A 22,966-nucleotide genomic window follows, 5' to 3' on the forward strand; every position below is an offset into this window, starting at 1 on the left:
CCGCTAGAGCCGGCGGGTGATGGCGACGGCGCGGCCGAGCACCGTCACCTCCTCGACGCGGCGGGCGGGGATGGCCGGGTAATCCGGATTGTCGCTGGACAGGAGCAGGCGGTCGCCGAGCCGCTGCACCCGCTTGACCATCACCACGCCGTCGAGCCGCAGGACGAACACCGCGCCGGCCGCGGGTACGCCCGTGTCCCCCTCGTCCACCAGCACCTGGTCGCCGTCGCGGATCGCCGGCAGCATCGACTCGCCGCGCGCGGTGACGAGCGCGAGGCGCCGGGTTGCGACCCCCAGTTGGCCGAGCATGCCGCGGTCGAACTGCACCTCGCCGAGCTGGCGCTCCTCCTCCACCCAGCTACCCGAACCTGCCGCCGCGGCGACATCGAGGCGTCGCGCGGGGACGACCGGGAGCGGCGGCACGACCGCCGCGCCGGACAGCTCCGCCTCGCTGACGCCGAAATAGCGGGACAGTCGCGTGATGTCGGCGTCGGCCAGCCGGCGAGGCGTGCCGCGGCGGACGAACTGCTGGAGGTACGCCTCGTTGCGGCCGATCAGCCGGGACAGCGCAGCGAGGGTTTCGCCATGCTCCTCGGCAAGGGCGAGCAGCGTGGCGCGGGAATCGGCCATTTCCATCAAAATGACCTAGCCTAGGAATTTTTCCTAGACAAGCGCCACTGATAAGAACAGATACGGAACATGAGAATCACGGGGCGAGCTCATGTCGGTTTTGGAGGAGGTCGAATGCTTTTTGCGCGAAACAAAGATGGCGGAGACGCGGTTCGGGCGGCTGGCGATCCGCGACCCGAGGCTGGTGCACGACCTGCGTCGCGGCCGCGTCACCAGCGACCGCGTGACGGCCTCCATCCGCGCGTTCCTGGCCGCGCAGGCGATGCCGCCCCGCCCTCGGCGCAGGCGCAGCTCGACCGGTGGATGATCCGCTCGGCGCGGGACGCGGGCTGTTCGCTGGTGGTCGCTCGATCGATCGCCACCAGCTGGTCCAGCGCCACGTTCACCGGGGCGCGGCACGATCTGCTGCTGGCCGGACCGGCGACGGAGGCGCTGGATGCGTGGCTTTCGTCGCTGCCGGAGGCGGAGATCGCGTTGCGCGGGCATCTGGTTGCGGACGTATCGGTCACCTCGGTGCAACGCGAGCCGGACGGCGCCGTGGTGCGCATCGAGGCGCTGACGCTGGTGGAGGCCTGATGCCCGCGCCGCGCCCGGCACTTGCTCAGGCGCGAACCGCCAGTTCGCGCAGGGAGGCGAGCATGGTCTGCACGCCGTTGACCGGTAGCGGCGGCAGCGGCCGGGCGGCGGCCTCCAGCCGGTCCAGCAGCGCATGGATGCTGGCGGAAGGATCGCGCGCAGGCTCCGGGCGCGGCGGCGTGGCCTCGCGAGCGGCAGCGGGCGCAGCCGGCGGTTGGGCGACAGCCGGCGCGGTCTGCTCCGCGGCGGGCGCCGGCACCGGGAGGGGCGCGGGATCCTCGGCCAGCCAGCGGGCGGCGCGCAGCGGAATGGGCGACCCCGCTTCCGTCGGCGCCTTCGACAATGGGGTGAGGTCGAACGTCTCGATCCGCTCGCCCGGCTCCAGCACGACAGCGCGCGGCGCGGGGCGCGGGGCCTCCCAGGCGAGCGGCTCGGCCGGAATGGCGGCGGGATCAAAGGCCGCCAGGGGCGTGTCGAGATCGGTCGGCAGCGCGCGCTCGGCAGGCGGCGCGGCAGGGGCGCGGACGTCGAGAAAGGGCGTGCCGAGCTCCTGCGTGGCGCTGAGCGGCTTGCGGGCCGGCGCGTCGGGATGGGCGTCTGCGCGCCGGGTCTTCGGGCGAGCCCGTGCCGGCCGCGACTTTCTGGCGCGCGCGTGTGCGGAGGGCGCGCGAAGCGTGATCGAACGCTCGCCAAGGGAGAGGTACAGCGCCAGCCACACGAGAAAGGTGGTGCCGCCGGCCACGCCGGAGATCAGCACCATGCGCGCGGTGTTGCCCAGCGGCGGCTGCGCGGCGCCGAGCAGGCCGGCCAACCCGCTGTTCACCGCGGCGGCTTCCAGCCAGCCGATCGGCACCAGCAGGAACCCGAGCGCCAGCAGAAGCCCGGCCGCCACCGCCAGGGTCGGCGCGATCGGCAGCGTCAGGCGTTGAGAGCGGAGATACGCGACCATGACGACGGGGATACCGGCTGACCGGTGAGTTTTTGGTAAACGACCTCGTAATTGGCCACGTTAACCGCCCAGTCCCGCTCTGCCGCGACGAAGCCCGCGGCACGGTCGCGGCGCGCTTCCCAGCCGGACCGGTCCGCAAGCAGCCCGGCCAGCGCCGTGGCAAGGGCCGATGGGTCATCAGGGGCGAACAAGGTGCCGGTATCGCCGTCGCGGATGAGTTCGCGATGCCCGCCCACATCGGAGGCGGCGACCAGCTTGCGCTGCGCCATGGCCTCCAGAGGCTTCAGCGGCGTGACGAGGTCGGTCAGGCGCATCTTCTTGCGGGGATACGCGAGCACGTCGACGATGCTGTAATAGCGATCCACCTGCGTGTGCGGCACCCGGCCGACGAAATGGATGCGATCGCCTGCCGGGGACGCCGCGGCCTGCGCGCGCAACGCCGCCTCCATCGGCCCGCCGCCGACCAGCAACAGGTGCGCATTGCGGCGCGACTCCACGAGCCGGGGCATGGCGGCAATCAGGTCGTCCAGCCCCTCATAATCGTAGAAGCTGCCGAGAAAGCCGATCACTTCCTTGCCGGCGAGGCCGAGCTCGGCGGCAAGCGCCGCGTCGTGTGAGAGCGGCGTGCCGAACACGGAAAGGTCGACACCGTTGGGCGAGACGATGATCTTGTCGCTCTCGACCCCGCGCGCGACCAGATCGCCGCGCAGCCCCTCGCAGATCACGGCCACCGCGTCCGCGCGGCGCACGGTCCAGGTTTCCAGTGCGCGGGTGGCGCGGTAGCGGAGCGATCCCTCGCGCCCCGTGCCGTTGCCCACCGCCGCATCCTCCCAGAAGGCGCGGATCTCGTAGACGAGCGGCAAATCGCGACGGCGCGCCACGCGCAGGGCGGCCAGCCCGTCGAGTACCGGCGAATGGGCGTGGAGGATGTCCGGCCGGAACGCCGCCACCGCGGCGTCGATGCGGCGCGAAAAGGCGTGGATCTCCGCCGCCTCGCCCAGCGGCGCGGGCAGCGCGCGGGCCGGCGGCGTGCGGAAGAAGCGCAAACCGTCCACCACTTCCTCCGGCGGCGCCTCGCCCTGGTGGCGCGGGCCGGTGACGGCGGCGACCTCCCACCCGCGCGCCTCCTGCGCCTTCAGGATCGCGCGGGTGCGGAAGGTATAGCCCGAATGCAGCGGCAGGCCGTGATCGAGAACATGGAGGATGCGCATGCGGCATAAGTAGCGCGGCAGGATTAAGGCAGGGTAAGCACGGCCGGACGTGGCGCTTCGGTTGCGGCGTCTCTACCGTGTGTCCGGGAGAACATGGCGGAGGCGCGCATGAACGGAGCGGCATTGGCGGCGGCGATCGGGCTGCTGCTGGCACAAGGAAGCGGCCCGGCGAGCCCGCCGACGCCATGGTGCGGCGGCGGTGCGGATCGGGACATCGGCAGCGGCTTTCGCCTGACCCAGTATCTGTTCAACGGCGAGTCCGACTTCGCGCTGGACCATGAGGTGCCCGCGGCCGCGATGACGCTGCACGGCGCCCGCATGACGGCGCCGTTCCGCGTGACGTTCAGCCAGATGCGCTTCGAGACGGCGGGCGGCGCCTCTCCCCTCACCTCGCCGCATGTCGGCTTTGCCGGGTACGAGTTCCGCGACTCGGCTGGCCACCGCAAGGGGATCGGCTCGTTGCGGCTGGACTGCGGCTCCGGCGTGAGGCTGTCGGCGGATCTGTCGGCCGAGCCGCCGTCCGACAGCGTGCGTGCGCCGCTTGTCTTTCCCGTGCCGTTCATCGGCCAGGACGAGCGCGGCTGCATCGCCGCGCTGGAAAAGGGCGGGCGGCTGCGCTGGACGTTCGCCGACCGGCCGGATGCCGTCCCCTGGCTGGCGATCGACGCACCGCTGCCGCTGCGCCGGGCGACCACCGAGGCGCGGCGGCGGTGGCAGAACGGCCTGCGCGAGGCGAAGCGCGGCCGCTGCCGGCTGAAGCCGCCGCCTCCCCCGCCGTTCTGACGAGCCGGGCGGCGGCACGGAGGATCAATGGAGCTCGTTCGCTCCCGGCTTCGGCCCGCGATAATGGGCGGGATCGCCCTTGCCGGCCTTGACCATCACCTTGGAGCATTTGGAGCTCTGCGCCTGCTGCGCAGGGGACATGGCGGCACATCTGGCGAGCGTCTTCTGCTCCGCGTCGGTCAGGGTGGAGTCCGGCGAAGCGGCGGGGGCCGACGCTTCGGGAGCGGTGCCCAGCTGCGTGTCGGCGGGCGGGGGCGCCGTGGGGGTCTGCTGCGCGAGCGCGGGCGTGCCCGCGGCGAAGAGAAGAGCGGCGGTGATCGTGAGCTTCATGGATCGAACTCCTTGTCGCAAGGTGCGGCCGAGCGCCGACAGGGGGCGCCGCCCGCCATGTCGCGCCGCCGCTTGGCAGTTGGCAGCGGCACAACACGCCGCCTATGCTGCCACCGAAAGTGGAACAGGGGAACAGCATGAAGCTTTGGTGGGGTGCGGCGCTGGCGGCGCTGGTGGCGGGTACGGCGCACGGGCAGCAGGCGCGCGATCCGGGGCCGCGCGCGCCGGTGAGCTACGACGTGCGCTTCGACGGCGCGGCGCATCACGAGGCGCGGATCAGCGTGACCTATCGCGGGCTGACGCCGGGGCCGGTGGAGTTCCGCATGGCCCGCTCCTCGCCCGGCCGCTATGCGCTGCACGAGTTCGCCAAGAACGTCTATTCGGTGACGGCGACCGACGGCGCGGGCAAGCCGCTGCGCGTGGATCGCACCGATCCCTATAGCTGGCGGGTGGCGGCGACCGGCGACACGGTGACGGTTTCGTACACGCTGTACGGCGATCGCGGCGACGGCACCTATGCGCAGATCGACCCGACGCACGCGCACCTCAACATGCCGGCGACGTTCCTGTGGGCGCGCGGCTATGACGATCGGCCGATCCGGGTGACCTTCCATCCGCTGAAGGGCTGGAAGGTGGCAACGCAGCTGCCGGCTGCGGCGGGCAGCACCACCACCTTCTGGGCGCCGCACCTGCAATATTTCATGGACTCGCCGACCGAGCTTGCCGACTTCCGCCTGCGCGAATGGCAGCAGGCCGGCGCCGGCGGCAAGAGCTACACCATGCGGCTGGCGGTGCACAGCGAGGACACGGACGCGGACGTGGATACGTTCACCGCGAAGCTCAGGCGCACGATCGACCAGCATTTCAAGCTGTTCGGCGGGCCGCCGGCCTTCGACTTCGGCACCTATACCTTCATTGCCGACTATATGCCGCAGATCGACGGCGACGGGATGGAGCATCGCAACTCCACCTTCATCAGCCAGCCGCGCTCGTTGAAGGACGCGAACTTCCGCCAGCTCGACACGGCGAGCCACGAGTTCGTCCATGCCTGGAACGTGGAGCGGCTGCGCCCGGCCGAGCTGGAGCCGTTCGACTTCACCCGCGCGAACGCCACGCCCAGCCTGTGGGTGGCCGAGGGCTTCACGCAATATTACGGCCCGCTGATGATCCGCCGTGCGGGCGAAAGCAGCCTGGACGATTATCTGCGGGTGCTCGGCGGCACGCTGGGCGGCGTCCTCAACTCGCCGGCGCGGCGCTATGGCGGGCCGCAGGAGCAGAGCCTGCGCGCGCCGTTCAGCGATGCGGCCACCGCGATCGATCCCTCGAACGGCAACATCTCGCTGTCCTACTACCCGTACGGCGCGGTGATCGGGCTGGCGCTCGACCTCACGCTGCGCGAGCGGTACGGATCGAGCCTGGATGCGCTGATGCGCGCCTTGTGGACGAGCAACGGGCAGTTTCAGGCGAACTACGCGCCGGCCAGGCCCTATACGCAGGCGACGATCGAGACCGCGCTGGCGCAGCTGACGCGCGATCCGGCGTTCGCCAGGAGCTTTTTCGACACCTCCGTGCGCGGCTCCGCCCTGCCCGACTTCGCCCCGCTGCTGGCGCCGGCCGGGCTGGTGCTGCGCCCCGCGCGTCCGGACCATGGCTGGCTCGGCGCGACGCGCGTGTCGGTGGAAGGCGGCGCCGTGGCGCTGGACCAGATCCCGGTGACGGGGAGCCCGCTATACACCGCCGGGCTGGACAGGGGCGACGTGCTGGTGAGCGTGAACGGTGCGCCGGTGGCGGACGCCTCAACCTGGTCGACGGCGACGGCGGCGCTGAAGCCCGGCCAGAAGGTCGCGCTCGTGTGGCGCAATCGCGGCGGGGAACAGCGGGCGACGGTGACCGCCGCGGCCGATCCGATGCTGGAAGTGGTGCGGGTGGAAGCCACCGGCGGCACGCTGAACCCGCAGCAGGCGGCATTCCGCAAGAGCTGGCTCGGCCAGTGACGTAGCTCTCGGGGTTTCCCGGCGGAGGCCGGGGTCCAGCTGGCAAGGTTTCGGTGATGAAGCGCCGCAGCTTCCCATGGCCGTTTTTCCAACCGGACCCCGGCCTTCGCCGGGGAACAGGAAGGGAGCCGCCTCTCTCGACCGCTTAACCCGGCCTCAACTCCCCTGCCCTATGCCGCCACCTTCGGCATGGGACGGGCACGATGATCGACAATTTCGCGCTGGCGATCAGTCATGGCCTGATGCTGCTGTGCGTGTGGATGCTGTTGCAGCGGCCCGACCTCGACGTCGAGCCATCGCTGCGCGACGAGGCGAGCCCGCCCCCCATGGGCCCCGGCGATGCGTGACCTCGTCTTTATCGCCTTTCTGCTCGCGATCTTCGGGGCGGGATTCAAGAAGCCGTTCATCTTCGTGCTGGCCTATGTCTATATCGACAACGTCTCGCCGCAGCGGCTGACCTACCTGCTGCTCAACTCGGTGCCGATCTCGGCCATCGCCTTCGGCCTGTGCATTCTCGGCTGGGCGCTGATGGACAACAAGGCGGACAGCCGCTTCGCCCCACGCCAGGGCCTCATGCTGCTGCTGCTCGTCTGGTGCTTCATCACCACCAAGGCGGCCGATTTCCCGGTGGAGGCGGCGGAGAAATGGGAATGGGTGTGGAAGGCGCTGGCGTTCGCGATCTTCCTGCCGCTGACGCTCCGCACCAAGCTGCGCATCGAGGCGCTGCTGTTCTTCATGATCGCGTCGGCCGCGTCGATCGTCATCGTGGGCGGGATCAAGACGCTGGCGAGCGGCGGCGGCTACGGGTCGCTGAACCTGATGGTGAGCAGCAATTCGGGCCTGTACGAGGGATCGACGATCTCGACGGTGGCGATCGCGATCATCCCGGTTATCCTGTGGTTCGCCAAGCACGGCACGATCGTGAAGCCCGACTGGAAGGTGAAGGGCTTCTGCGCCGCCTACATCTTCGCCTGCCTCCTGATCCCGATCGGCACCTCCACGCGCACGGGGCTCTTGTGCATCGGGCTGCTCGCGGTGCTGATGCTGCGCAACACGCGCCGCAAGTTCCTGTACCTGGGGCTGATCGGCGCGATGGGGCTGGCCGCGGTGCCGTTCCTGCCCAAATCCTTCACCGGGCGGATGGAGACGATCAAGACCTACAAGGGCGACGAAAGCGCCTCCACCCGGCTCGCCGTCTGGGCGTGGACCTGGGAGTATGTGAAGGAGCATCCGATGGGCGGCGGGTTCGAGATGTACCGCCAGAACCGCATCCGCCTGGACCTGCAGGTTTCGCCCGACGTGGCGGCGGGCGGGCAGCCGGGCGCGGCGCCGGCCGGGGCGCCCGCCGATACGAGCGGGTCCAAAGTCGTCTATGACAAGGCGCGCGCGTTCCACTCCGCCTATTTCGAGATGCTGGGCGAACAGGGCTGGCCGGGGTTCCTGATGTGGCTGGGGATCAGCGTCGGCGGGCTGTTGCGCATGGAAGTGCTGCGCCGCCGATACCGCCGCCCGCAGCCCGGCGAGGAGTGGGTCGCCCCGCTCGCCTCCGCCCTGCAATCGGCGCACCTGTGCTACCTGCTGGGCGCCTGCTTCATCGCCATCGCGTTTCAGCCGTTCATCTACATGCTGGTGGGCGCGCAGATCGGGCTGGACACGTACCTCAAGCGTCGGCGCGAGGAGCGCGCGTGGCGGCCGATCGTGCGCCGCCGGGCCGCCGCGGTGGCGGTGTGACGGGCGAGCTTCGCGCGCTCACCTCCGCGCGCGGGATCGCGGCGTGGTGGATCGTGCTCTACCATATCCGGGGCAGCATTGCAGGGCTGCCGGCGGGAGCGGAAGCGGTGCTCGCCAAGGGTTACCTGGCGGTGGACTTCTTCTTCCTCCTGTCCGGCTTCGTGATCTGGCTGGCCTGGGGCGAGCGGTTGCGCAAGAGCGGGCCGGCGGGCGTGCCGGCGTTCCTGAAGAAGCGGGTGGCGCGGATCTGGCCGCTGCACCTGTTCACCCTGGCCGGCGCGGTGGCGCTGGCGGCGCTGTTGCAGATCACCCGTCGCGCCGATCCGGTGAGCTTCCCCTGGGCGCAACTGCCGCTCCACGTGCTGCTGGTGCAGAATTGGGGCTTCACCGACCGGCTGGCATGGAACGATCCGGCGTGGTCGATCTCGGCGGAGCTGGGCGCGTACCTCTTGTTCCCGCTGCTGGTGCTCGCCGTGGACTGGCGGCGGCTGCCGGCACCGGCCGTGCTGGCGGCGGTGGCGGCGGCGTTTGTGCTGCTGGCGAGCGCGATGGCGCCGGCGCTGACGCTGGGCACCGACATCGCGCGGTTCGGACTGGTGCGCTGCCTGTGCGAGTTCGCCGCCGGAACCGCGATGTGCGCGCTGTGGCTGCGCTGGCGGGAGCGGCCGCGAGTGGCGCTGGGCTGTGCGGGCGTCGCCGGATCGTGCGCGATCGCCTGGGCGCTGGGCGTGCCGGAGACGCTCGCGGTGCCGCCGACCTTTGCCGCGCTGCTGCTCGCGCTGGCGCTGACATCGGGACGGGCGGGCAATCCGCTGGAGGCGCGCTGGCTGCACTGGCTGGGGGAGGTGAGCTATGCGACCTATCTCAGCCATTTCCTGCTGTGGCGCGGGTTCAAGCTGGTGGCGGTGCGCGACGCGGACGCGGTGCCGCCGGGGATGATCGCGGCGTTCCTGCTGCTGGTGCTGATCGCGTCGGGGCTGCTGTATCGGTGGGTGGAGCGCCCGGGGCAACGCTTGGTGAACGGCTGGCGGCTTTTCCCTGCCCCGCTCGCTGCTACCCGTCACCCCGGACTCGTTCCGGGGTCCACCGCGCCGCAAGGACATCGCTCCGAACCGAAGGTCGTCGCCCAGGGACGGGTGGACCCCGGCACAAGGCCGGGGTGACGAACAAGGCCTGACCGAGCTGTTGGGGCTCAGGCCTCTTCCAGCTCTTCGCTCAGCGCCTTGAGGATCGCCTCGTTGAAGGCGGGGATGTCGTCCGGCTTGCGGCTGGTGATGAAATTGCCGTCGACCACCACCTGCTCGTCCACCGTCTCCGCGCCGGCATTTTCCAGATCGGTGCGGAGAGACGGCCAGCTGGTGAGGCGGCGGCCGTCCACCACATCGGCTTCCACCAGCAGCCACGGGCCGTGGCAGATCGCGGCGATCAGCTTGCCGTCGTCGGCGAACTCCTCGGCGATCTCCACGGCGCGGTCGTTCATGCGCAGCTTGTCCGGATTGCCGACCCCGCCGGGCAGCAGCAGGGCGGTGTAATCGTCGGTATCGACGTCCTCGACCGTGAGATCGGGCACGATGGTGCGGCCGAGCTGCGTGTCGTGCACCATGCCCTGGATCGGATCGGTCTTGATGCTGGCGAGCGTTACCTTCACGCCGGCATCCAGCAGCGCCTGGCGGGGATCGAACAGCTCGGCTTCCTCGAAACCGTCGGTGGCTAGGATCAGGACGTGCGCGTTGGAGAGATCGGCCATGGGAGATTCCTGTGCTTGGGGGGAGCCGTCTCAACGATCGTCGGCCACGCCCGTTGCGGAACCACGCGCGGTTTCAGGAACGAAGCGACGGGGTGCGCATTTTCGACGGTACGATGGCCGAACCCTCTTGCACCGCCTGCAGCTATTCCGACGACAGCGATCCCGGCATCACCCGCAAGCCCGCGCGCCATGGCGGCTGGGCCTATTACGACGCGGACGGCGCGCGCATCACCGATCGGGAGGAGATCGACCGGCTGAACGCGGTGGGCCTGCCGCCCGCCTATACCGATTGCTGGTTCTGCCCGGACCCGAACGGGCACATCCAGGCGGTGGGCTGGGACGAGAAGGGCCGCAAGCAATATCGCTACCACACCACCTTTCGCGAACAGCAGGAAAGCGCGAAATACGAGCTGTGCGCGCCGTTCGGCCGCGCGCTGACGAAGCTGCGCGCGCGGGTGGAACGCGACCTGGCGCAGCGCCGGCACAGCAAGGAGCGCACGGTGGCCGCGGTGGTGCGCCTGCTGGATACCGAGGCGCTCAGGATCGGCAACGAGACCTATGCCAAGGCGAACAAGAGCTACGGCCTGACCACGCTCAGGGACCAGCATGCCGAGTTCAAGGGCGGCACCCTGAGCCTGGAATACAAGGCGAAATCGGGCAAGATCCGCAAGCTGAAGATCACCGACCGCAGCCTCGCGCGGTTCGTCAAGAAGTGCCAGGACCTGCCGGGGCAGCAGCTGTTCCAGTATGTCGGCGCGGACGGCGAGCCGCACGGCGTCACCTCGTCGGACGTCAACGCCTATATCAAGGAAGCGACCGGCGGCGAGTTCACCGCCAAGCATTTCCGCACCTGGGGCGCCAGCGTCGTGGCGTTCGAGACGCTGGCGAGCGCGCCGGCGCCGATCGGGCTGAAGACGCTGCTGGAGCCGGTCACGGAGAAGCTGGGCAACACGCCGGCGATCGCGCGCAAATCCTATGTCCACCCGACCCTGATCGAGCTGGGCAAGGACAAGGCGGCACAGGCGGCGTTCAAGGCCGGGCTCAAGCTGCCGCGATCCACGCAGTATCTGACCCGCTACGAACGCGGGTTGATCGACTTTCTGGAACAGGGGCAGGCGACGGAGCGTAAAGCGGCCTGATGAGTGCCAAGAACAAGACCGCTCCCGTCCTCCAGATCGACCCCGCCGACATCCACCAGCAGGTAAGCAGCCTGTGGCGGTCCAGCACGGTGTGGCTGCAGGCGCATTGGTTGCAGATCCTGATCGCCGTGGGGATCGGCGCGGTGATCGTCATTGCGCTCAACGCGCTGCGCTCGCTCGGCGCGCGCCTGTGCTCCCGCGGGGGCAGCGACGAGGAAAAACGGCGCACCGGCTGGTACACGATCCTCGGCCGCGCGATCACGCGCACCAACAACTTCTTCATCGTGATGCTCGCGGCCAAGCTGGTGTCCGGTTACGCCGCGACGCCGCCCGAACTGTCGCAGACGATCAATTTCCTGTTCACGGTGGCGGCCACGTTCCAGGTCGCGATCTGGGCGCGCGAGATCATCCTGGGCGCGATCGAGCATCGCACCTCGTCCGATACCTATCATGGCGAAGCGCTGATGACGGCGATGGGGCTGATCCGCCTGCTCGTCAGCTTTGCGGTGTTCGCCATCGCCTTCGTGGTGGTGCTGGACAATCTGGGCGTGAACGTCACCGGGCTGGTGGCGGGCCTGGGCGTGGGCGGCATCGCCATCGGTCTGGCCGCGCAAGGCATCTTCGGCGACCTGTTCGCGGCGCTCGCCATCATCTTCGACCGGCCGTTCCGCCGCGGGGACAAGATCAGCTTCGGCAGCCATTCCGGCATCATCGAGGCGATCGGGCTGAAGTCCACCCGCATCCGCGCCTATACCGGCGAGCTGATCGTCATCAGCAACAAGAACCTGCTCGACAAGGAAATCCTGAACGTCACCACCCGCAACCATACGCGGGTGAGCCTGACGGTGGGCGTCGCCTATGAAACCCCGCCCGAGGTGCTGGAGCGCGTGCCCGGCATGCTCAAGGAGCTGATCGAGGCGGAGGGCGCGACCGCCGCGCGTGCCGGGTTCGAGAGCTTCGGCGCGAGCAGCCTGGATTTCGCGATCCAGTTCGACGTGCCCGGCGACGACTGGGGCACCGCGCACGGCGTGCGCAACCGCCTGCTCGTGTCCATCCTGCGACGGTTCGCCGACGAAGGCATCTCGATCCCCTACCCCACGCAGACGACGTTCACCGCGGCGCCCGACGGTCACCTGGTGATGCCGTATCCGGACGTGCAGCCAGTCAAGCGGGTCGATCTGCAACCGGAAGAGCGGTAAGCGATTCGACGGCGTCCTCAAGCCGGTTTTGAAGATCGGGTTCGGCGCCGGTGGCCAGCCTTCCGTTACGTTTGCTGTCGCTTTGGAGATTGCGGTCGGGGCGGGCTTGCGTCCGCGCGGCGGCAGTGCCATTTGCGCGCTCACTCCATCGCTGAAAGGGAACTCGCGTGGCCGCCATTTCGATCCAGGATTATGCCCAGCAGATCGGCACGGAGCGCGTGTCGGACTGGGTCGAGGTGACGCAGGAGATGATCAACACCTTCGCCGATGCGACGGGCGATCACCAGTTCATCCACGTGAACCCGGAGATGGCGAAGATGACGCCGTTCGGCGGCACCATCGCCCACGGCTTCCTGACGCTGTCGCTGATGCCGCTCCTGTCGTCCAAGGTCGCCGACCAGCCGCAGATCGAGGGGCTGAAGATGGGCATCAACTATGGCGGCAACAAAACCCGCTTCATCACGCCGGTGCCGTCGGGCGCGCGGGTGCGCGGGCGCTTTAAGCTGCTGGAGCTGGCCGAGAAGAAGCCGAACCAGTGGCAGCAGACCACCGAGTTCACCGTGGAGATCGAGGGCCGCGACAAGCCGGCGCTGATCGCCGAGTGGATGAGCATGCTGTTCGTGTGAGTTTCGCGGGCGCCCCCGGGCGCCTCCTCCCCCTTCCCTTGCAGAGGATATGATCCATGCGTTCCGCCGTTATCGTCTCCACCGCCCGTACCCCCATCGGTCGCGCCTATCGCGGTGCGTTCAACAACACGCCCTCGCCCACGCTGGCCAGCCATTCGATCAAGGCGGCCGTCGAGCGTGCGAAGATCGATCCGGCCGAGGTGCAGGACGTGGTGTTCGGCGCCGCGCTGCAGCAGGGCGTGCAGGCGGGCAACATCGCGCGCCTGGCGGGTCTTCGCGCCGGCCTGCCGGTGACGGTCGCCGGCATGAGCCTGGATCGCCAGTGCGCGTCCGGCCTGATGGCGATCGCCACGGCGGCCAAGGAGATCATCGTCGACAACATGGACGTCGCCATCGGCGGCGGCGTGGAGAGCATCTCCATGGTGCAGACGCCGCAGATGCGCGTCGGCCGTGACGACGAGCTGCTGGCGATGCACAAGGACGTGTACATGCCGATGCTGCAGACCGCCGAGGTGGTCGCCAAGCGCTATGGCATCAGCCGCGAGGAATGCGATCAGTATGCGCTCCAGTCGCAGCAGCGCACCGCCGCCGCGCAGGCCGCCGGCCTGTTCGACCAGGAGATCGTGCCGGTGACCGCGACCATGGCAGTGACCAACAAGGAGACCAAGGAGGTCTCGCACAAGGAAACGACGCTCACCAAGGACGAGGGCAACCGGCCCGAGACCAACATCGACGGGCTGCGCGCGTTGCAGCCGGTGCTGGGCCCGGATTTCACGGTCACCGCCGGCAACGCCTCGCAGCTGTCGGACGGCTCGTCGGCCAGCGTGCTGATGGAAGAGAAGCTGGCTGAACAGCGCGGCCTCACCCCGCTTGGCCGCTATGTCGGCATGGCGGTGGCGGGCACCGAGCCGGACGAGATGGGCATCGGCCCGGTTTATGCCATTCCGAAGCTACTCGAGCGTTTCAACCTCAAGATGGACGATATCGGCCTGTGGGAGCTGAACGAGGCGTTCGCCGTGCAGGTGCTGTATTGCCGCGACAAGCTGGGCATTCCGGACGAGCTGCTCAACGTTAACGGTGGCTCCATCTCCATCGGGCATCCCTATGGCATGACGGGCGCGCGCTGCACCGGCCATGCCCTGATCGAGGGCAAGCGCCGCGGGGCCAAGCATGTGGTCGTCACCATGTGCGTGGGCGGCGGCATGGGCGCGGCCGGCCTGTTCGAGGTCCTGTAACCAGTTACCGCGACGAGCGGGAGGAGAGGGGGGCGGAGCGGCCGGAAACGGGCCGCCCGCCCCTTTTCTGTTGCTTGAACAAGACGGCTGTTCGGATTATCTTCTAGGCACGGCGTAAGGACATTCCGCCGCCTTTCTGTGAGCCCCGGTCGTGTCGGCGATCGGGGCTCAAATCGTTTGGGGCACGGATGTCGGTCCGTGCCCCGCCCGGCACCTAGTCCCTGCGTCTCACTTCGATGATCTTCACGACAAGCGTCGCAAAGGCGAAGAGCACGCCCAGGAACAGGCACAGATCGGCGAAGGACATTCCATCCACCTTTCTGTTGTGACGGCAGGATTGCCGCCGCTTCCGATATGACCGGAACAAATCGGGGCCGCAACCCGCCGCGTTGCCGGCACGCTGTGGATTGCCTGGAAGTGGAAACCTCCGCCCGCGCGAACGTTCTCCTGCCGAACCGAAAAGGAGACGGGACATGGCCGAGGTGCAGAACACGAACGTGGAAGAGATCAAGACCACCTTCTGGCAGAAGGTCGCCGACAGCCCCTACATGATGGTCGGCCTGATGGACGGCCAGCATAGCGAACCGCTGACGGCGCAGCTCGACAAGGATCAGGTCGACACCCTGTTCTTCTTCGTCGGCAAGGACAATCGCGCGGCCAAGGGCGGCCCGGCAATGGTGCAGTTCGTGTCCAAGGGCCACGACTTCTTCGCCTGCCTGGCCGGCAACGCCAGCATCCAGAACGACCGCGCGCTGATCGACAAGCTGTGGGACAAGCAGGTCGAGGCCTGGTTTCCGGGCGGCAAGGAAGATCCGAACCTCGCGCTGCTGCGCATCGACATCGAGAGCGCCGAACTCTGGGAAACCGACGTGTCGATCAGCGGCCGGGTGAAGATGCTGTTCGGCGGGACGATCACCGCCAGCGAGAGCAGCAGCCACGCCAAGGTGGCGACCACCGCGGAGGGCAGCCCCGCCTGAGCGAGGGAGCGGCCGCCCGCCCGCTCACTCCGAACCCGCGCCGGCCACGCTTTCTCCCACAAGGGGCAAGCGAGGCCGGGTAGGTACCGAAACTCACCTGAACGGCGTTCTTGCCCGCCCGGCGATCAGCGAACGCTCGTCAGCAGTTGGTCGAGAGCGCGGGCGACGTTCTCGATCGTGTAGGGCTTCTGCACCACCGACCGGCCGCCATGCTGTTCGGGCAGCTGCGCCTGCTCGCCATAACCGGAGGCGAACAGGAACGGGATGCCGCGCGCGTCCAGCGCATCGGCGACCGGATAGCTGGTCCGGTCGCCCAGGTTGATGTCGAGCATCGCGAGAGTCGGCTCGAACACGTCGAGCGCCTCGAGCGCCGCGTCCACCGTCGCCGCCGTCGTCACCCGGTCGGCACCGAGCCGTTCCAGCACGTCCTCGGCATCGAGCGCGATGATAAGGCTGTCCTCCACCAGGAGCACGCGCTGCCCGCCCAGCACCTGGGTCGGCGGCGCCACCGGGTGGCCCAGCGCCGGACGCGGGAACTTGATGGTGGGCGTGCGGTCCTCGCCGCCATCATGGACGTGGCGGGCCGGAATGCGGAAATAGGCCCGCACGCCGGCGGGCAGATACTCGATCCGGGCTTCTCCGCCGAGATCGTAGGGGACGGAGCGATCGACGATGGTGGTGCCGAAGCCCTTGCGGGTAGGCGGCACGACGGCGGGGCCACCCTGCTCCACCCAGTCGACCAGCAGGTCTCCGGCCGGGCTGCGCCGCCAGTCGATATCCACCGTGCCGCTGTCGGACAGGCTGCCATATTTGGCCGAATTCGTGACCAGTTCGTGGATCACCAGCGCCATGGTGGAATAGGCCTGCGGATTGAGCAGCACGAAATCGCCATGCGTGCGGATGCGGGTCGGCCCTTCGGCAAGGAAGGCGGCGGCTTCCGCGTCGATCAGCGCATGGAGCGGCGCCGGCCCCCAATGGTCGTCGGTGATCTGGTTGTGCGCGCGGGCGAGCGCATGGATGCGCCCGTCCACCAGCTTGACGAAGCTTTCCAGCGAGCCGTCATGCGGCTTGGACTGGCGGATGAGCCCGCGGATCACGCCCAGGATGTTGCGCACCCGGTGGTTGAGCTCGGCGATCAGCAGCTCCTGCCGCTCGTTCGCCGCCTGGCGCAGGCGCTGCGCCTCGTCCGCCATGCGCAGCACCACCTCGATGAGCGTCGCGCGCAACGTTTCGGCCACCCGCAGCTCGGACGGGGTGAACGCCTTGGCGCGCCCCTCGACCAGTTCCTTCCACTCGGCAAAGCTCTGCCGCGGGGTCAGGCGCGGGCCGTTGGGGCCGTATTCCATCGGCTTGTGCGGGTCCCCTCCCCAGCTGACCGAGCGGATCATCTCGGCGCGGAACAGCACCACGAAATCGCGTGCCTGGCGCGAGATCGGGATGGCCAGCATGCCGGCGGCCGAGGACGAGAAGCTTTCCCCGCCGGGCACCACGTCGCCGATCCGATCGGTGGCGAGCACCCGCCCGTCACTGACCTCGTTCAGCTGGGTGACGATGCGGCGGAACTGCTCGGCATTGGGCGTCTGGCCCCAGAAAGCGTGGCTGCCGTTGATCCACACGCCCACGCCGTCGGCGGGAATGGCGCTGGTGAGGATGCTGCCCAGCCAGTCGGGATCGTTGAGCAGCGTTTCGTCGGACGCCACCGCGCCCAGCAGCTGATCGGAGATGTCGCGCGCGCGCCGCTCGAACTCGACCAGATCCTTGCGCTCGCGGCTTTCGAGCCGCATCGAGAACATCTGCGCGAACAGCTCGCACACCGAGCGCCGTTCGAAGCTGGGCGACATGGGGCTGTAATGGTGACAGGCGAACAGCCCCCACAGCTGGTCGTCCACCATGATCGAGATCGACATGGACGCGCGCACGCCCATGTTCTTCAGATATTCGATATGGATCGGCGACACCGAGCGCAGGATCGACAGCGACAGGTCGAGCGGGCGGCCGCGCGGGTCGAGCGCGGGATGCACGGGCACGGGCGTCGCATCCACATCGGTGATGATGCGCAGGAGGTTGCGGCGGTACAGCTCGCGCGCCTGGGCGGGAATGTCGGTGGCGGGGTAATGCAGGCCCTTGAAGCTGCCGATGCCGGGCTTCACCGCCTCCGCCACCACTTCGCCGGACCCGTCCTGGGAGAAGCGGTAGACCATCACCCGGTCATAGCCGGTGAGCCCGCGCACGAGGCGGGCGCCCTCGTTGAAGAAGCGCGGCAGGTCGGCCGTCTGATCCAAGCGCAGAATCATGGAACGCACGGTGTTGGTGGCGTCGCCATGTTCGCCCGCCGCCGGCTCGCCCTCAATGACGATCTGGTCGCCGGAGACGTGGAGCGCGATGTCGAACGCGCGCATGTCGTCGCGCAGTGAGCAGCCGAAGATGCGCTCCACCGCATCGGCCCCGCGCAGCATGGCCACGCGGTTGCGGAAGCTGTGCACCGCCGTGTCGCCGATCAGCGCACCCAGCGGCTCGCCGATCGCCTCCGCCAGCGTGATGCCGAGAAAGTCGTGCAGATTGGCGGAGGCCCGCTCGACGATCCAGTGCTGGTTCAGCGCAAGCAGGAAGCCGATCGGCTGGATCGCGCCCAATTGGTGGATCGGCTCGCGATCGCAATTGGTGAGATCGATCAGGTCGCCGGGCAGCACCGGCTTCAGGTTCGTGGCCACGGGTTTCAGCTCAGCTCCAGTTGCTGCCGTCCGGCCGTGGCGAAACAGGCAAAGATGGTGTCGGCGGCGGTGATCGCCGCTTCGAGGGCGGCATCGTCGGCGAGCCGCGCGTCCAGATGCGCTTGCAGCGCCCGCCAGGAACCCGGCGCGGCCGGCGCGGACAGGAAGCGGCGCGGCAGCGACAAGGGCACGCCGCGAACGAGATAGGCGCCGCCAAGGCGGGAGCCCTCCAGCACGTAGATCGCACCGAGGATCGCCGCCTCGCCCGTCAGCGATGGCGGGGGCAGTTCGTCCGCCGCCATGCCCAGATCGGCAAGGTCGGCGCGCAGCAGCGGGGCACGGCGGCGTGCGGCCCAGTCGGGCAGGACCTGCCCTGCCCCGGCCTCCTCCAGCGCGCGTTCGACCGGCAGATGCGCGGCCGCCTGCGTCTGCAGGAACGCGGCATAGCCGGCGCGATCGTCCAGCCGGAAGCGACCGAACGCCGCATCGACTTCCTCATGGCGTGCGCGGGTGGCGTGCCGCAGGGCGAGGTGCGCCTTCACCCGCGGGCGCGACGCAACGGAAAGCGATAGAAACCGGCACTCACCAGGCCAGCATTAGCGGTGAAACGAGCAATCGCAACCATTTGTCGCCCCTTGGCTGGTTCCTGTCCGCGCATGCCAGGGCTCTTGCGCGCCACCGGAAGCGGCCGGAGCCTGCGGAACTGGCATATCGACGGGGCGAGCGGATCGGCGGGAGGGCAGCGGGATCAGCCGCCGTTCGCGGCCATCCACTCCTCCACCACCGGCGCGATCTTCGTCCGCCAGCGGCTGCCGTTGAAGATGCCGTAATGGCCGGCGCCTTCCGCAAGCAGGTAGCGCTTCTTCTCGTCCGGCAGGTTGGTCGCCAGCGTCAGCGCGGCCCTGGTCTGGCCGATGCCGGAAATGTCGTCGCGCTCGCCCTCGATCGCGAGAATGCCGATATCGGTGATCGCGGCGGGATCGACCGGGCGGCCGCGATGGGTCATCTCGCCCCTGGGCAAAGCATGCCGCTGGAACACGAGATCCACCGTCTGGAGGTAGAATTCCGCCGACATGTCGCAGACGGAGCGATATTCCTCGTAGAAGCTCTTGGTTGCGTCCGCGCTCTCGCCGTCGCCCTGGACGAGATGTTTGAACATCTCCCAATGGCTCATCATGTGGTTGCCGAGGTTCATCGACATGAAGCCGGCGAGCTGGAGAAAGCCGGGATAGACGCGGCGGCCGACGCCGGAATAGCCGGCCGGCACCGTCTGCACCGCATTCTGCTGGAACCAGGCGTGCGGACGCTCGGTGGCGAGCGTGTTGACGGCGGTGGGTGCCTCGCGCGTGTCCACCGGGCCGCCCATCATGGTCAGCGTCCTGGGCCGGTTGGGATGGTTGTCCGCGCTCATCAGGCAGGCGGCGGCATAGCAGGGCACGGACGGCTGGCAGACCGCCAGCATGTGCGCGCGCGGATCGGCGGCGCCCTCGCCGATCCTCTCCAGGAACGCGACGAGGTAATCGATATAGTCGTCCAGATCGAACGACCCTTCGGACAGCGGCACGTTGCGGGCATCGCGCCAGTCGGTGATGAACACGTCCGCCACCGGCAGCATGCGTTGCACGGTGCCGCGCAGCAGGGTGGCGTAATGGCCCGACATGGGCGCCACGATCAGCAGCTTCGGCTGTCCCTCGCCCGCCTCGCTGCCGTCGGCGCGGACGCGGCGGAAGCGCTTCAGCTGGCCGAACGGCTTGCGCAGGAGAATTTCCTCGCCGACCTCCACGTCCTCGCCACCCACGGTCGTATGGTCGAACCCGAAAGCGGGCTTGCCGCGCGGCGCGGACGCATGGGCGAACACTTCGAGGGCGGAGCCCATCACCGATCCGCCCATGCGGGACAGCGGATTGGCCGGATGGGTCAGCCAGTCGGCCCCGAAATTGGCCATCGCGCTCGCACCTGCGAGCATCGATCGCTGCCACTCATAGGCGTCATACAGCATGGACGTACCGATCGCTTGACATAAGTTATTCCAACGAAACGTCCTACGCCGTGCTTCGGGTGCATGCAAAGTGCAAAAGAGCGCCTCGCCGCACCGCAGCGAGACCGCCCCCCCGCCCCGTCGGGGCGCTTAGTTCGCGAGCTTGGCGGCGACCTCCGCGACGCGGCGGCCCTGGTAGCGGGCGCCGTCCAGATCGACGGTGCTCGGCTGTCGGCTGCCGTCCGAATTGGCGATGGTGCTGGCGCCGTACGGCGTGCTGCCATGCGCTTCGCCGCCGCCGGCATGGCCTTCATAGCCATAGTCCAGCCCGACCAGTACCATGCCGAAGTGAAACAGGTTCGTCAGGATGGAGAAGATCGTCACTTCCTGGCCGCCATGCTGAGTGGCGGTGGAGGTAAAGGCGGCACCCACCTTGCCGTTCAGCGCGCCGGTGGCCCAGAGCGGGCCGGCGGTGTCCCAGAAAGCGGCCATCTGGCTCGGCATGCGGCCGAAGCGGGTGGGCGCGCCGACGATGATCGCGTCATATTCCTTGAGCTTTTCGGGCCCCTCGATGACGGCATGTGCGCTGTCGGTCTTGAAGTGCGCGGCCTTCACCACCGCGTCCGGCGCGGTTTCGGGCACGCGCAGCACGTCCGCCTCGGCGCCGGCCGCGCGTGCGCCTTCGGCAACGGCATCGGCCATCTGCTCGATATGGCCGTAGGAGGAATAATAAAGAACGAGAACCTTGGGCATTGCATGCTCCTTCGTTGATGCCGTGAGCCTCGGTCAGAACGATCGACCTGGCCTGGAGAACCATCACGTTTCCGCCGACATGCGCCGTCACACGGCTCGCGTAAATGGAAACGGTGGAAACCTATCGTTTCCCCTGATACGGAGCCGGCCGGAGGTACCGTCATGCGTCTGCCCGATCTGGAAGCCTGGGCGATCTTCGCCAGCGTGGTGGAGCATCGCTCCTTCAGCGGCGCGGCCGAGGCGATCGGCGTGTCCAAGGCGACCGTGTCCAAGGCGGTATCACGGCTGGAGCAGCGGCTGGGGCAAAGCCTGTTTCACCGCACCTCGCGCCGCCTGTCGCTCACCGAGGGCGGCCGGATGCTGGCCGAGCATGCGCAGCGCCTGCTCGCCGACGCGCTGGCCGCCGAGGAAGCCGCGCACGACAGCGCGACGGAGCCGGCCGGCCTCGTGCGCGTGACCGCGCCGATGACGCTGGGGCTGCTGGCGGTGGCGCCGGCGGTGGCGGAGTTCCTGGTCGAGAACCCCGGCATCCAGGTCGATCTCAACCTGACGGACGTGAAGGTGGACATCGTCGCGGAAGGTATCGACATCGCCCTGCGCATCGCCGACCTGCCGGACAGTTCGCTGCGCGCGCGCCGGCTGGGGCCGATCCGCGCGCATGTGGTCGCCGCGCCCGCCTATCTCGCGCGCGCCGGCACGCCGACCCATCCGGGGCAGCTCGGCGACCATGCGTGTCTCGGCTATACCAACGCCTCCGGGCCTTGGCGCTTCTATGGTGCCGGCGGGGCGGAGGTGACGGTGCGTGCCGAAGGCCCGCTGCGCGCCAACAGCGGCGACGCGCTGCTGCCGGCCCTGCGCGCCGGGTTGGGGGTCGGCATGCTGCCCGACTTCATCGTCGACGAGGAGATCGCCAGCGGCGCGCTGGTGCCGATCCTCACCGACTGGTGGGGCCCGGCGCTGGCGCTGCACCTGATGACCCCGCCGGGCGCGCTGCGTCCGGCGCGGGTGGAGCGCCTGATCGAGTTCCTCACCAACCGGTTCCGCACCGTCTGCGCCGAACGGCCGATGATCGAGGCGACGCGCCCGCTGGCGGTGGCCGGGTGAAGCCTGCCAGCCGCGACACGCGGATGCCCGCGGGTTAGAACAATATTAACCTTTTGCGTTCACATCCGTTCAGGTTAATGGATTGTGCCGGGAAGCGCGCGGGGCCGAACAGGGGGCACGGGCGCTCGCCTTCACAGGGGAACTTGCAGATGCGCGTGCTGCTGATCGAAGACGAGCCGACGACCGCAAAGGCGATCGAGCTCATGCTGACGAGCGAAGGTTTCAATATCTACACCACGGATCTGGGCGAGGAAGGCCTCGATCTGGGCAAGCTCTATGATTACGACATCATCCTTCTCGATCTGAACTTGCCGGACATGCACGGCTATGACGTGCTCAAGAAGCTGCGCGTCGCCCGGGTGCAGACGCCGGTGCTGATCCTCAGCGGCATCAACGAGATGGACTCCAAGGTCCGCTCGTTCGGCTTCGGCGCGGACGATTATGTCACCAAGCCGTTCCACCGCGAGGAACTGATCGCCCGCATCCATGCCGTGGTGCGCCGGTCCAAGGGCCATTCGCAATCGGTCATCAAGACCGGCAAGCTGGCGGTGAACCTCGATGCCAAGACCGTAGAGGTCGACGGCGCGCGCGTGCACCTGACCGGCAAGGAATATGCGATGCTGGAACTGCTCTCGCTGCGCAAGGGCACCACGCTGACCAAGGAAATGTTCCTCAACCATCTGTATGGCGGGATGGACGAGCCGGAACTGAAGATCATCGACGTGTTCATCTGCAAGCTGCGCAAGAAGCTCAGCCTGGCCTGCGATGGCGAGAACTATATCGAGACCGTCTGGGGCCGCGGCTATGTGCTGCGCGAGCCGGACGAGGTGGCCGCGGTCGCCTGATTTCACCCGAGCGGGGACGAAGAAGCCGCGGCGTTCGGGGGAACGTCCGCGGCTTTTTCTTGTGTGGGGCGACAGCTCGCCCGACTCAACTCGCCGGATCGTACAGGAACGCGCGCAATTCCTGGGAGCACCGGCAGGCAGCGGCGAGCTTGCCCGCCCACGCTACCGCCTCCTCGCGCGTTGACACATCCAGCACGGTGAAGCCGCCGTTCAGGTGGCTGTCGGGATAGATGTTCGGCGTCGTCGAGCCATCGGCTGCCACCAGCACCGGAGCGGCCCTCTCGTCGATCCCGCCGGCGAAGACATAGACCCCGGCCGCCTTGGCCTGCTCGATCACGGTCCGCGAATCGACACCCGCCGCCACGAGCTCCTCCGCGCCAAGCTGCATCGCGCGGCTGGGAAAGGATATCAGGTACTTGGCCATGACATGATCCTAGCTACCACCCCG

The 22,966-nt window shown here is 68.5% G+C and carries 24 protein-coding genes; 14 read left to right on the plus strand and 10 right to left on the minus strand.

Going from position 1 to position 22,966, the window contains the following annotated elements; translation table 11 throughout:
- Positions 1 to 3: 3 nt before the first annotated feature.
- On the minus strand, positions 4 to 636 hold the full coding sequence (locus DVW87_RS09480; RefSeq protein ID WP_114687537.1) for a S24 family peptidase: 633 nt from the start codon (positions 634 to 636) through the stop codon (positions 4 to 6).
- A 115-nt stretch (positions 637 to 751) separates the two neighbouring features.
- Between DVW87_RS09480 and DVW87_RS09485 the strand changes: the two genes are divergently transcribed.
- A complete protein-coding gene (locus DVW87_RS09485; protein WP_338056370.1) occupies positions 752 to 937 on the plus strand; it encodes a hypothetical protein in 186 nt (61 codons plus the stop codon).
- Positions 934 to 1,206: a hypothetical protein gene (locus DVW87_RS09490; protein WP_114687539.1), complete on the plus strand. Its 273-nt coding sequence runs from the start codon at positions 934 to 936 to the stop codon at positions 1,204 to 1,206. Before DVW87_RS09485 ends, DVW87_RS09490 begins: the two co-directional genes overlap by 4 nt.
- Positions 1,207 to 1,231: 25 nt before the next feature.
- Here DVW87_RS09490 and DVW87_RS09495 read toward each other — a convergent pair whose 3' ends face one another.
- Positions 1,232 to 2,155 carry a hypothetical protein gene (locus DVW87_RS09495; protein WP_114687540.1) on the minus strand — a complete coding sequence of 308 codons (924 nt, stop codon included), beginning with the start codon at positions 2,153 to 2,155 and terminating at the stop codon, positions 1,232 to 1,234.
- Positions 2,125 to 3,366: a TIGR04063 family PEP-CTERM/XrtA system glycosyltransferase gene (locus DVW87_RS09500; RefSeq protein ID WP_114687541.1), complete on the minus strand. Its 1,242-nt coding sequence runs from the start codon at positions 3,364 to 3,366 to the stop codon at positions 2,125 to 2,127. Before DVW87_RS09500 ends, DVW87_RS09495 begins: the two co-directional genes overlap by 31 nt.
- Before the next feature lie 93 nt (positions 3,367 to 3,459).
- Here DVW87_RS09500 and DVW87_RS09505 point away from each other — a divergent pair, with 93 nt between their 5' ends.
- Positions 3,460 to 4,149, plus strand: a complete 690-nt coding sequence (locus tag DVW87_RS09505) for a hypothetical protein (RefSeq protein ID WP_114687542.1) — start codon at positions 3,460 to 3,462, stop codon at positions 4,147 to 4,149.
- A 24-nt stretch (positions 4,150 to 4,173) separates the two neighbouring features.
- Here DVW87_RS09505 and DVW87_RS09510 read toward each other — a convergent pair whose 3' ends face one another.
- On the minus strand, positions 4,174 to 4,479 hold the full coding sequence (locus tag DVW87_RS09510) for a hypothetical protein (protein WP_114687543.1): 306 nt from the start codon (positions 4,477 to 4,479) through the stop codon (positions 4,174 to 4,176).
- A 137-nt stretch (positions 4,480 to 4,616) separates the two neighbouring features.
- On the opposite strand from DVW87_RS09510, the gene DVW87_RS09515 reads away from it, so the two are divergent.
- The 4 genes from DVW87_RS09515 to DVW87_RS09525 all read left to right on the plus strand — a co-directional run bounded on the left by DVW87_RS09515 (position 4,617) and on the right by DVW87_RS09525 (position 9,367).
- Positions 4,617 to 6,473, plus strand: a complete 1,857-nt coding sequence (locus tag DVW87_RS09515; RefSeq protein ID WP_114688170.1) for a M61 family metallopeptidase — start codon at positions 4,617 to 4,619, stop codon at positions 6,471 to 6,473.
- Positions 6,474 to 6,676: 203 nt separating this feature from the next.
- Positions 6,677 to 6,820, plus strand: coding sequence for a hypothetical protein (locus DVW87_RS18085; RefSeq protein ID WP_181814787.1), 144 nt, complete (start codon positions 6,677 to 6,679; stop codon positions 6,818 to 6,820).
- A complete protein-coding gene (locus tag DVW87_RS09520; RefSeq protein ID WP_114687544.1) occupies positions 6,813 to 8,204 on the plus strand; it encodes a putative O-glycosylation ligase, exosortase A system-associated in 1,392 nt (463 codons plus the stop codon). The genes DVW87_RS18085 and DVW87_RS09520 overlap by 8 nt, the downstream gene beginning before the upstream one ends.
- Positions 8,159 to 9,367 carry an acyltransferase family protein gene (locus tag DVW87_RS09525; protein WP_239017843.1) on the plus strand — a complete coding sequence of 403 codons (1,209 nt, stop codon included), beginning with the start codon at positions 8,159 to 8,161 and terminating at the stop codon, positions 9,365 to 9,367. The genes DVW87_RS09520 and DVW87_RS09525 overlap by 46 nt, the downstream gene beginning before the upstream one ends.
- A 29-nt stretch (positions 9,368 to 9,396) precedes the next feature.
- Here DVW87_RS09525 and DVW87_RS09530 read toward each other — a convergent pair whose 3' ends face one another.
- Positions 9,397 to 9,951: a type 1 glutamine amidotransferase domain-containing protein gene (locus DVW87_RS09530; RefSeq protein ID WP_114687545.1), complete on the minus strand. Its 555-nt coding sequence runs from the start codon at positions 9,949 to 9,951 to the stop codon at positions 9,397 to 9,399.
- 113 nt (positions 9,952 to 10,064) lie between these two features.
- Here DVW87_RS09530 and DVW87_RS09535 point away from each other — a divergent pair, with 113 nt between their 5' ends.
- From DVW87_RS09535 to DVW87_RS09555, 5 genes are all read left to right on the plus strand, one after another.
- Positions 10,065 to 11,090 (plus strand): DNA topoisomerase IB, encoded by a 1,026-nt coding sequence (locus tag DVW87_RS09535; RefSeq protein ID WP_114687546.1) that lies wholly within the window; start codon positions 10,065 to 10,067, stop codon positions 11,088 to 11,090.
- A complete protein-coding gene (locus DVW87_RS09540) occupies positions 11,090 to 12,289 on the plus strand; it encodes a mechanosensitive ion channel family protein (RefSeq protein WP_114687547.1) in 1,200 nt (399 codons plus the stop codon). The genes DVW87_RS09535 and DVW87_RS09540 overlap by 1 nt, the downstream gene beginning before the upstream one ends.
- A 167-nt stretch (positions 12,290 to 12,456) precedes the next feature.
- Positions 12,457 to 12,915: a MaoC family dehydratase gene (locus DVW87_RS09545; protein ID WP_114687548.1), complete on the plus strand. Its 459-nt coding sequence runs from the start codon at positions 12,457 to 12,459 to the stop codon at positions 12,913 to 12,915.
- A 56-nt stretch (positions 12,916 to 12,971) separates the two neighbouring features.
- The gene (locus DVW87_RS09550; protein ID WP_114687549.1) at positions 12,972 to 14,150 is read left to right on the plus strand and encodes an acetyl-CoA C-acyltransferase; all 1,179 of its coding nucleotides are present in this window, start codon (positions 12,972 to 12,974) and stop codon (positions 14,148 to 14,150) included.
- Positions 14,151 to 14,623: 473 nt separating this feature from the next.
- On the plus strand, positions 14,624 to 15,127 hold the full coding sequence (locus tag DVW87_RS09555; RefSeq protein ID WP_114687550.1) for a pyridoxamine 5'-phosphate oxidase family protein: 504 nt from the start codon (positions 14,624 to 14,626) through the stop codon (positions 15,125 to 15,127).
- Between the two features lie 125 nt (positions 15,128 to 15,252).
- On the opposite strand, the gene DVW87_RS09560 is transcribed toward DVW87_RS09555, so the two are convergent.
- From DVW87_RS09560 to wrbA, 4 genes are all read right to left on the minus strand, one after another.
- A complete protein-coding gene (locus DVW87_RS09560; RefSeq protein ID WP_239017844.1) occupies positions 15,253 to 17,838 on the minus strand; it encodes an HWE histidine kinase domain-containing protein in 2,586 nt (861 codons plus the stop codon).
- Between the two features lie 5 nt (positions 17,839 to 17,843).
- Positions 17,844 to 18,380 carry a biliverdin-producing heme oxygenase gene (locus DVW87_RS09565; protein ID WP_114687551.1) on the minus strand — a complete coding sequence of 179 codons (537 nt, stop codon included), beginning with the start codon at positions 18,378 to 18,380 and terminating at the stop codon, positions 17,844 to 17,846.
- A gap of 206 nt (positions 18,381 to 18,586) precedes the next feature.
- Entirely contained in the window at positions 18,587 to 19,837 is a 1,251-nt protein-coding gene (locus tag DVW87_RS09570; protein ID WP_114687552.1) for a polyhydroxyalkanoate depolymerase, read from the minus strand.
- Between the two features lie 129 nt (positions 19,838 to 19,966).
- Positions 19,967 to 20,569: an NAD(P)H:quinone oxidoreductase gene (gene wrbA / locus DVW87_RS09575; RefSeq protein WP_114687553.1), complete on the minus strand. Its 603-nt coding sequence runs from the start codon at positions 20,567 to 20,569 to the stop codon at positions 19,967 to 19,969.
- A 162-nt stretch (positions 20,570 to 20,731) separates the two neighbouring features.
- On the opposite strand from wrbA, the gene DVW87_RS09580 reads away from it, so the two are divergent.
- Positions 20,732 to 21,673 carry a LysR family transcriptional regulator gene (locus DVW87_RS09580; protein WP_114687554.1) on the plus strand — a complete coding sequence of 314 codons (942 nt, stop codon included), beginning with the start codon at positions 20,732 to 20,734 and terminating at the stop codon, positions 21,671 to 21,673.
- Positions 21,674 to 21,822: 149 nt separating this feature from the next.
- Positions 21,823 to 22,518, plus strand: a complete 696-nt coding sequence (gene ctrA / locus DVW87_RS09585) for a response regulator transcription factor CtrA (protein ID WP_114687555.1) — start codon at positions 21,823 to 21,825, stop codon at positions 22,516 to 22,518.
- An 85-nt stretch (positions 22,519 to 22,603) separates the two neighbouring features.
- On the opposite strand, the gene DVW87_RS09590 is transcribed toward ctrA, so the two are convergent.
- On the minus strand, positions 22,604 to 22,942 hold the full coding sequence (locus DVW87_RS09590; RefSeq protein WP_114687556.1) for a YciI family protein: 339 nt from the start codon (positions 22,940 to 22,942) through the stop codon (positions 22,604 to 22,606).
- Between the last annotated feature and the right edge of the window lie 24 nt (positions 22,943 to 22,966).

The sequence above is a fragment of the Sphingomonas aracearum genome (assembly GCF_003345355.1).
In the GTDB taxonomy this organism is placed as follows: Bacteria; Pseudomonadota; Alphaproteobacteria; order Sphingomonadales; family Sphingomonadaceae; genus Sphingomonas; species Sphingomonas aracearum.

Excerpts from the sequence above, each read along its gene's own strand:
- DVW87_RS09505 (WP_114687542.1), top strand. The coding sequence starts at position 3,460 with ATGGCGGAGGCGCGCATGAACGGAGCGGCATTGGCGGCGGCGATCGGG.
- DVW87_RS09480 (WP_114687537.1), bottom strand. The coding sequence starts at position 636 with ATGGAAATGGCCGATTCCCGCGCCACGCTGCTCGCCCTTGCCGAGGAG.
- DVW87_RS09490 (WP_114687539.1), top strand. The coding sequence starts at position 934 with ATGATCCGCTCGGCGCGGGACGCGGGCTGTTCGCTGGTGGTCGCTCGA.
- DVW87_RS09555 (WP_114687550.1), top strand. The coding sequence starts at position 14,624 with ATGGCCGAGGTGCAGAACACGAACGTGGAAGAGATCAAGACCACCTTC.
- DVW87_RS09495 (WP_114687540.1), bottom strand. The coding sequence starts at position 2,155 with ATGGTCGCGTATCTCCGCTCTCAACGCCTGACGCTGCCGATCGCGCCG.
- DVW87_RS09530 (WP_114687545.1), bottom strand. The coding sequence starts at position 9,951 with ATGGCCGATCTCTCCAACGCGCACGTCCTGATCCTAGCCACCGACGGT.
- DVW87_RS09580 (WP_114687554.1), top strand. The coding sequence starts at position 20,732 with ATGCGTCTGCCCGATCTGGAAGCCTGGGCGATCTTCGCCAGCGTGGTG.
- DVW87_RS09590 (WP_114687556.1), bottom strand. The coding sequence starts at position 22,942 with ATGGCCAAGTACCTGATATCCTTTCCCAGCCGCGCGATGCAGCTTGGC.
- DVW87_RS09550 (WP_114687549.1), top strand. The coding sequence starts at position 12,972 with ATGCGTTCCGCCGTTATCGTCTCCACCGCCCGTACCCCCATCGGTCGC.
- DVW87_RS09535 (WP_114687546.1), top strand. The coding sequence starts at position 10,065 with ATGGCCGAACCCTCTTGCACCGCCTGCAGCTATTCCGACGACAGCGAT.
- DVW87_RS09510 (WP_114687543.1), bottom strand. The coding sequence starts at position 4,479 with ATGAAGCTCACGATCACCGCCGCTCTTCTCTTCGCCGCGGGCACGCCC.
- DVW87_RS09520 (WP_114687544.1), top strand. The coding sequence starts at position 6,813 with ATGCGTGACCTCGTCTTTATCGCCTTTCTGCTCGCGATCTTCGGGGCG.
- DVW87_RS09570 (WP_114687552.1), bottom strand. The coding sequence starts at position 19,837 with ATGCTGTATGACGCCTATGAGTGGCAGCGATCGATGCTCGCAGGTGCG.
- DVW87_RS18085 (WP_181814787.1), top strand. The coding sequence starts at position 6,677 with ATGATCGACAATTTCGCGCTGGCGATCAGTCATGGCCTGATGCTGCTG.
- wrbA (WP_114687553.1), bottom strand. The coding sequence starts at position 20,569 with ATGCCCAAGGTTCTCGTTCTTTATTATTCCTCCTACGGCCATATCGAG.
- DVW87_RS09540 (WP_114687547.1), top strand. The coding sequence starts at position 11,090 with ATGAGTGCCAAGAACAAGACCGCTCCCGTCCTCCAGATCGACCCCGCC.
- DVW87_RS09500 (WP_114687541.1), bottom strand. The coding sequence starts at position 3,366 with ATGCGCATCCTCCATGTTCTCGATCACGGCCTGCCGCTGCATTCGGGC.
- DVW87_RS09515 (WP_114688170.1), top strand. The coding sequence starts at position 4,617 with ATGAAGCTTTGGTGGGGTGCGGCGCTGGCGGCGCTGGTGGCGGGTACG.
- ctrA (WP_114687555.1), top strand. The coding sequence starts at position 21,823 with ATGCGCGTGCTGCTGATCGAAGACGAGCCGACGACCGCAAAGGCGATC.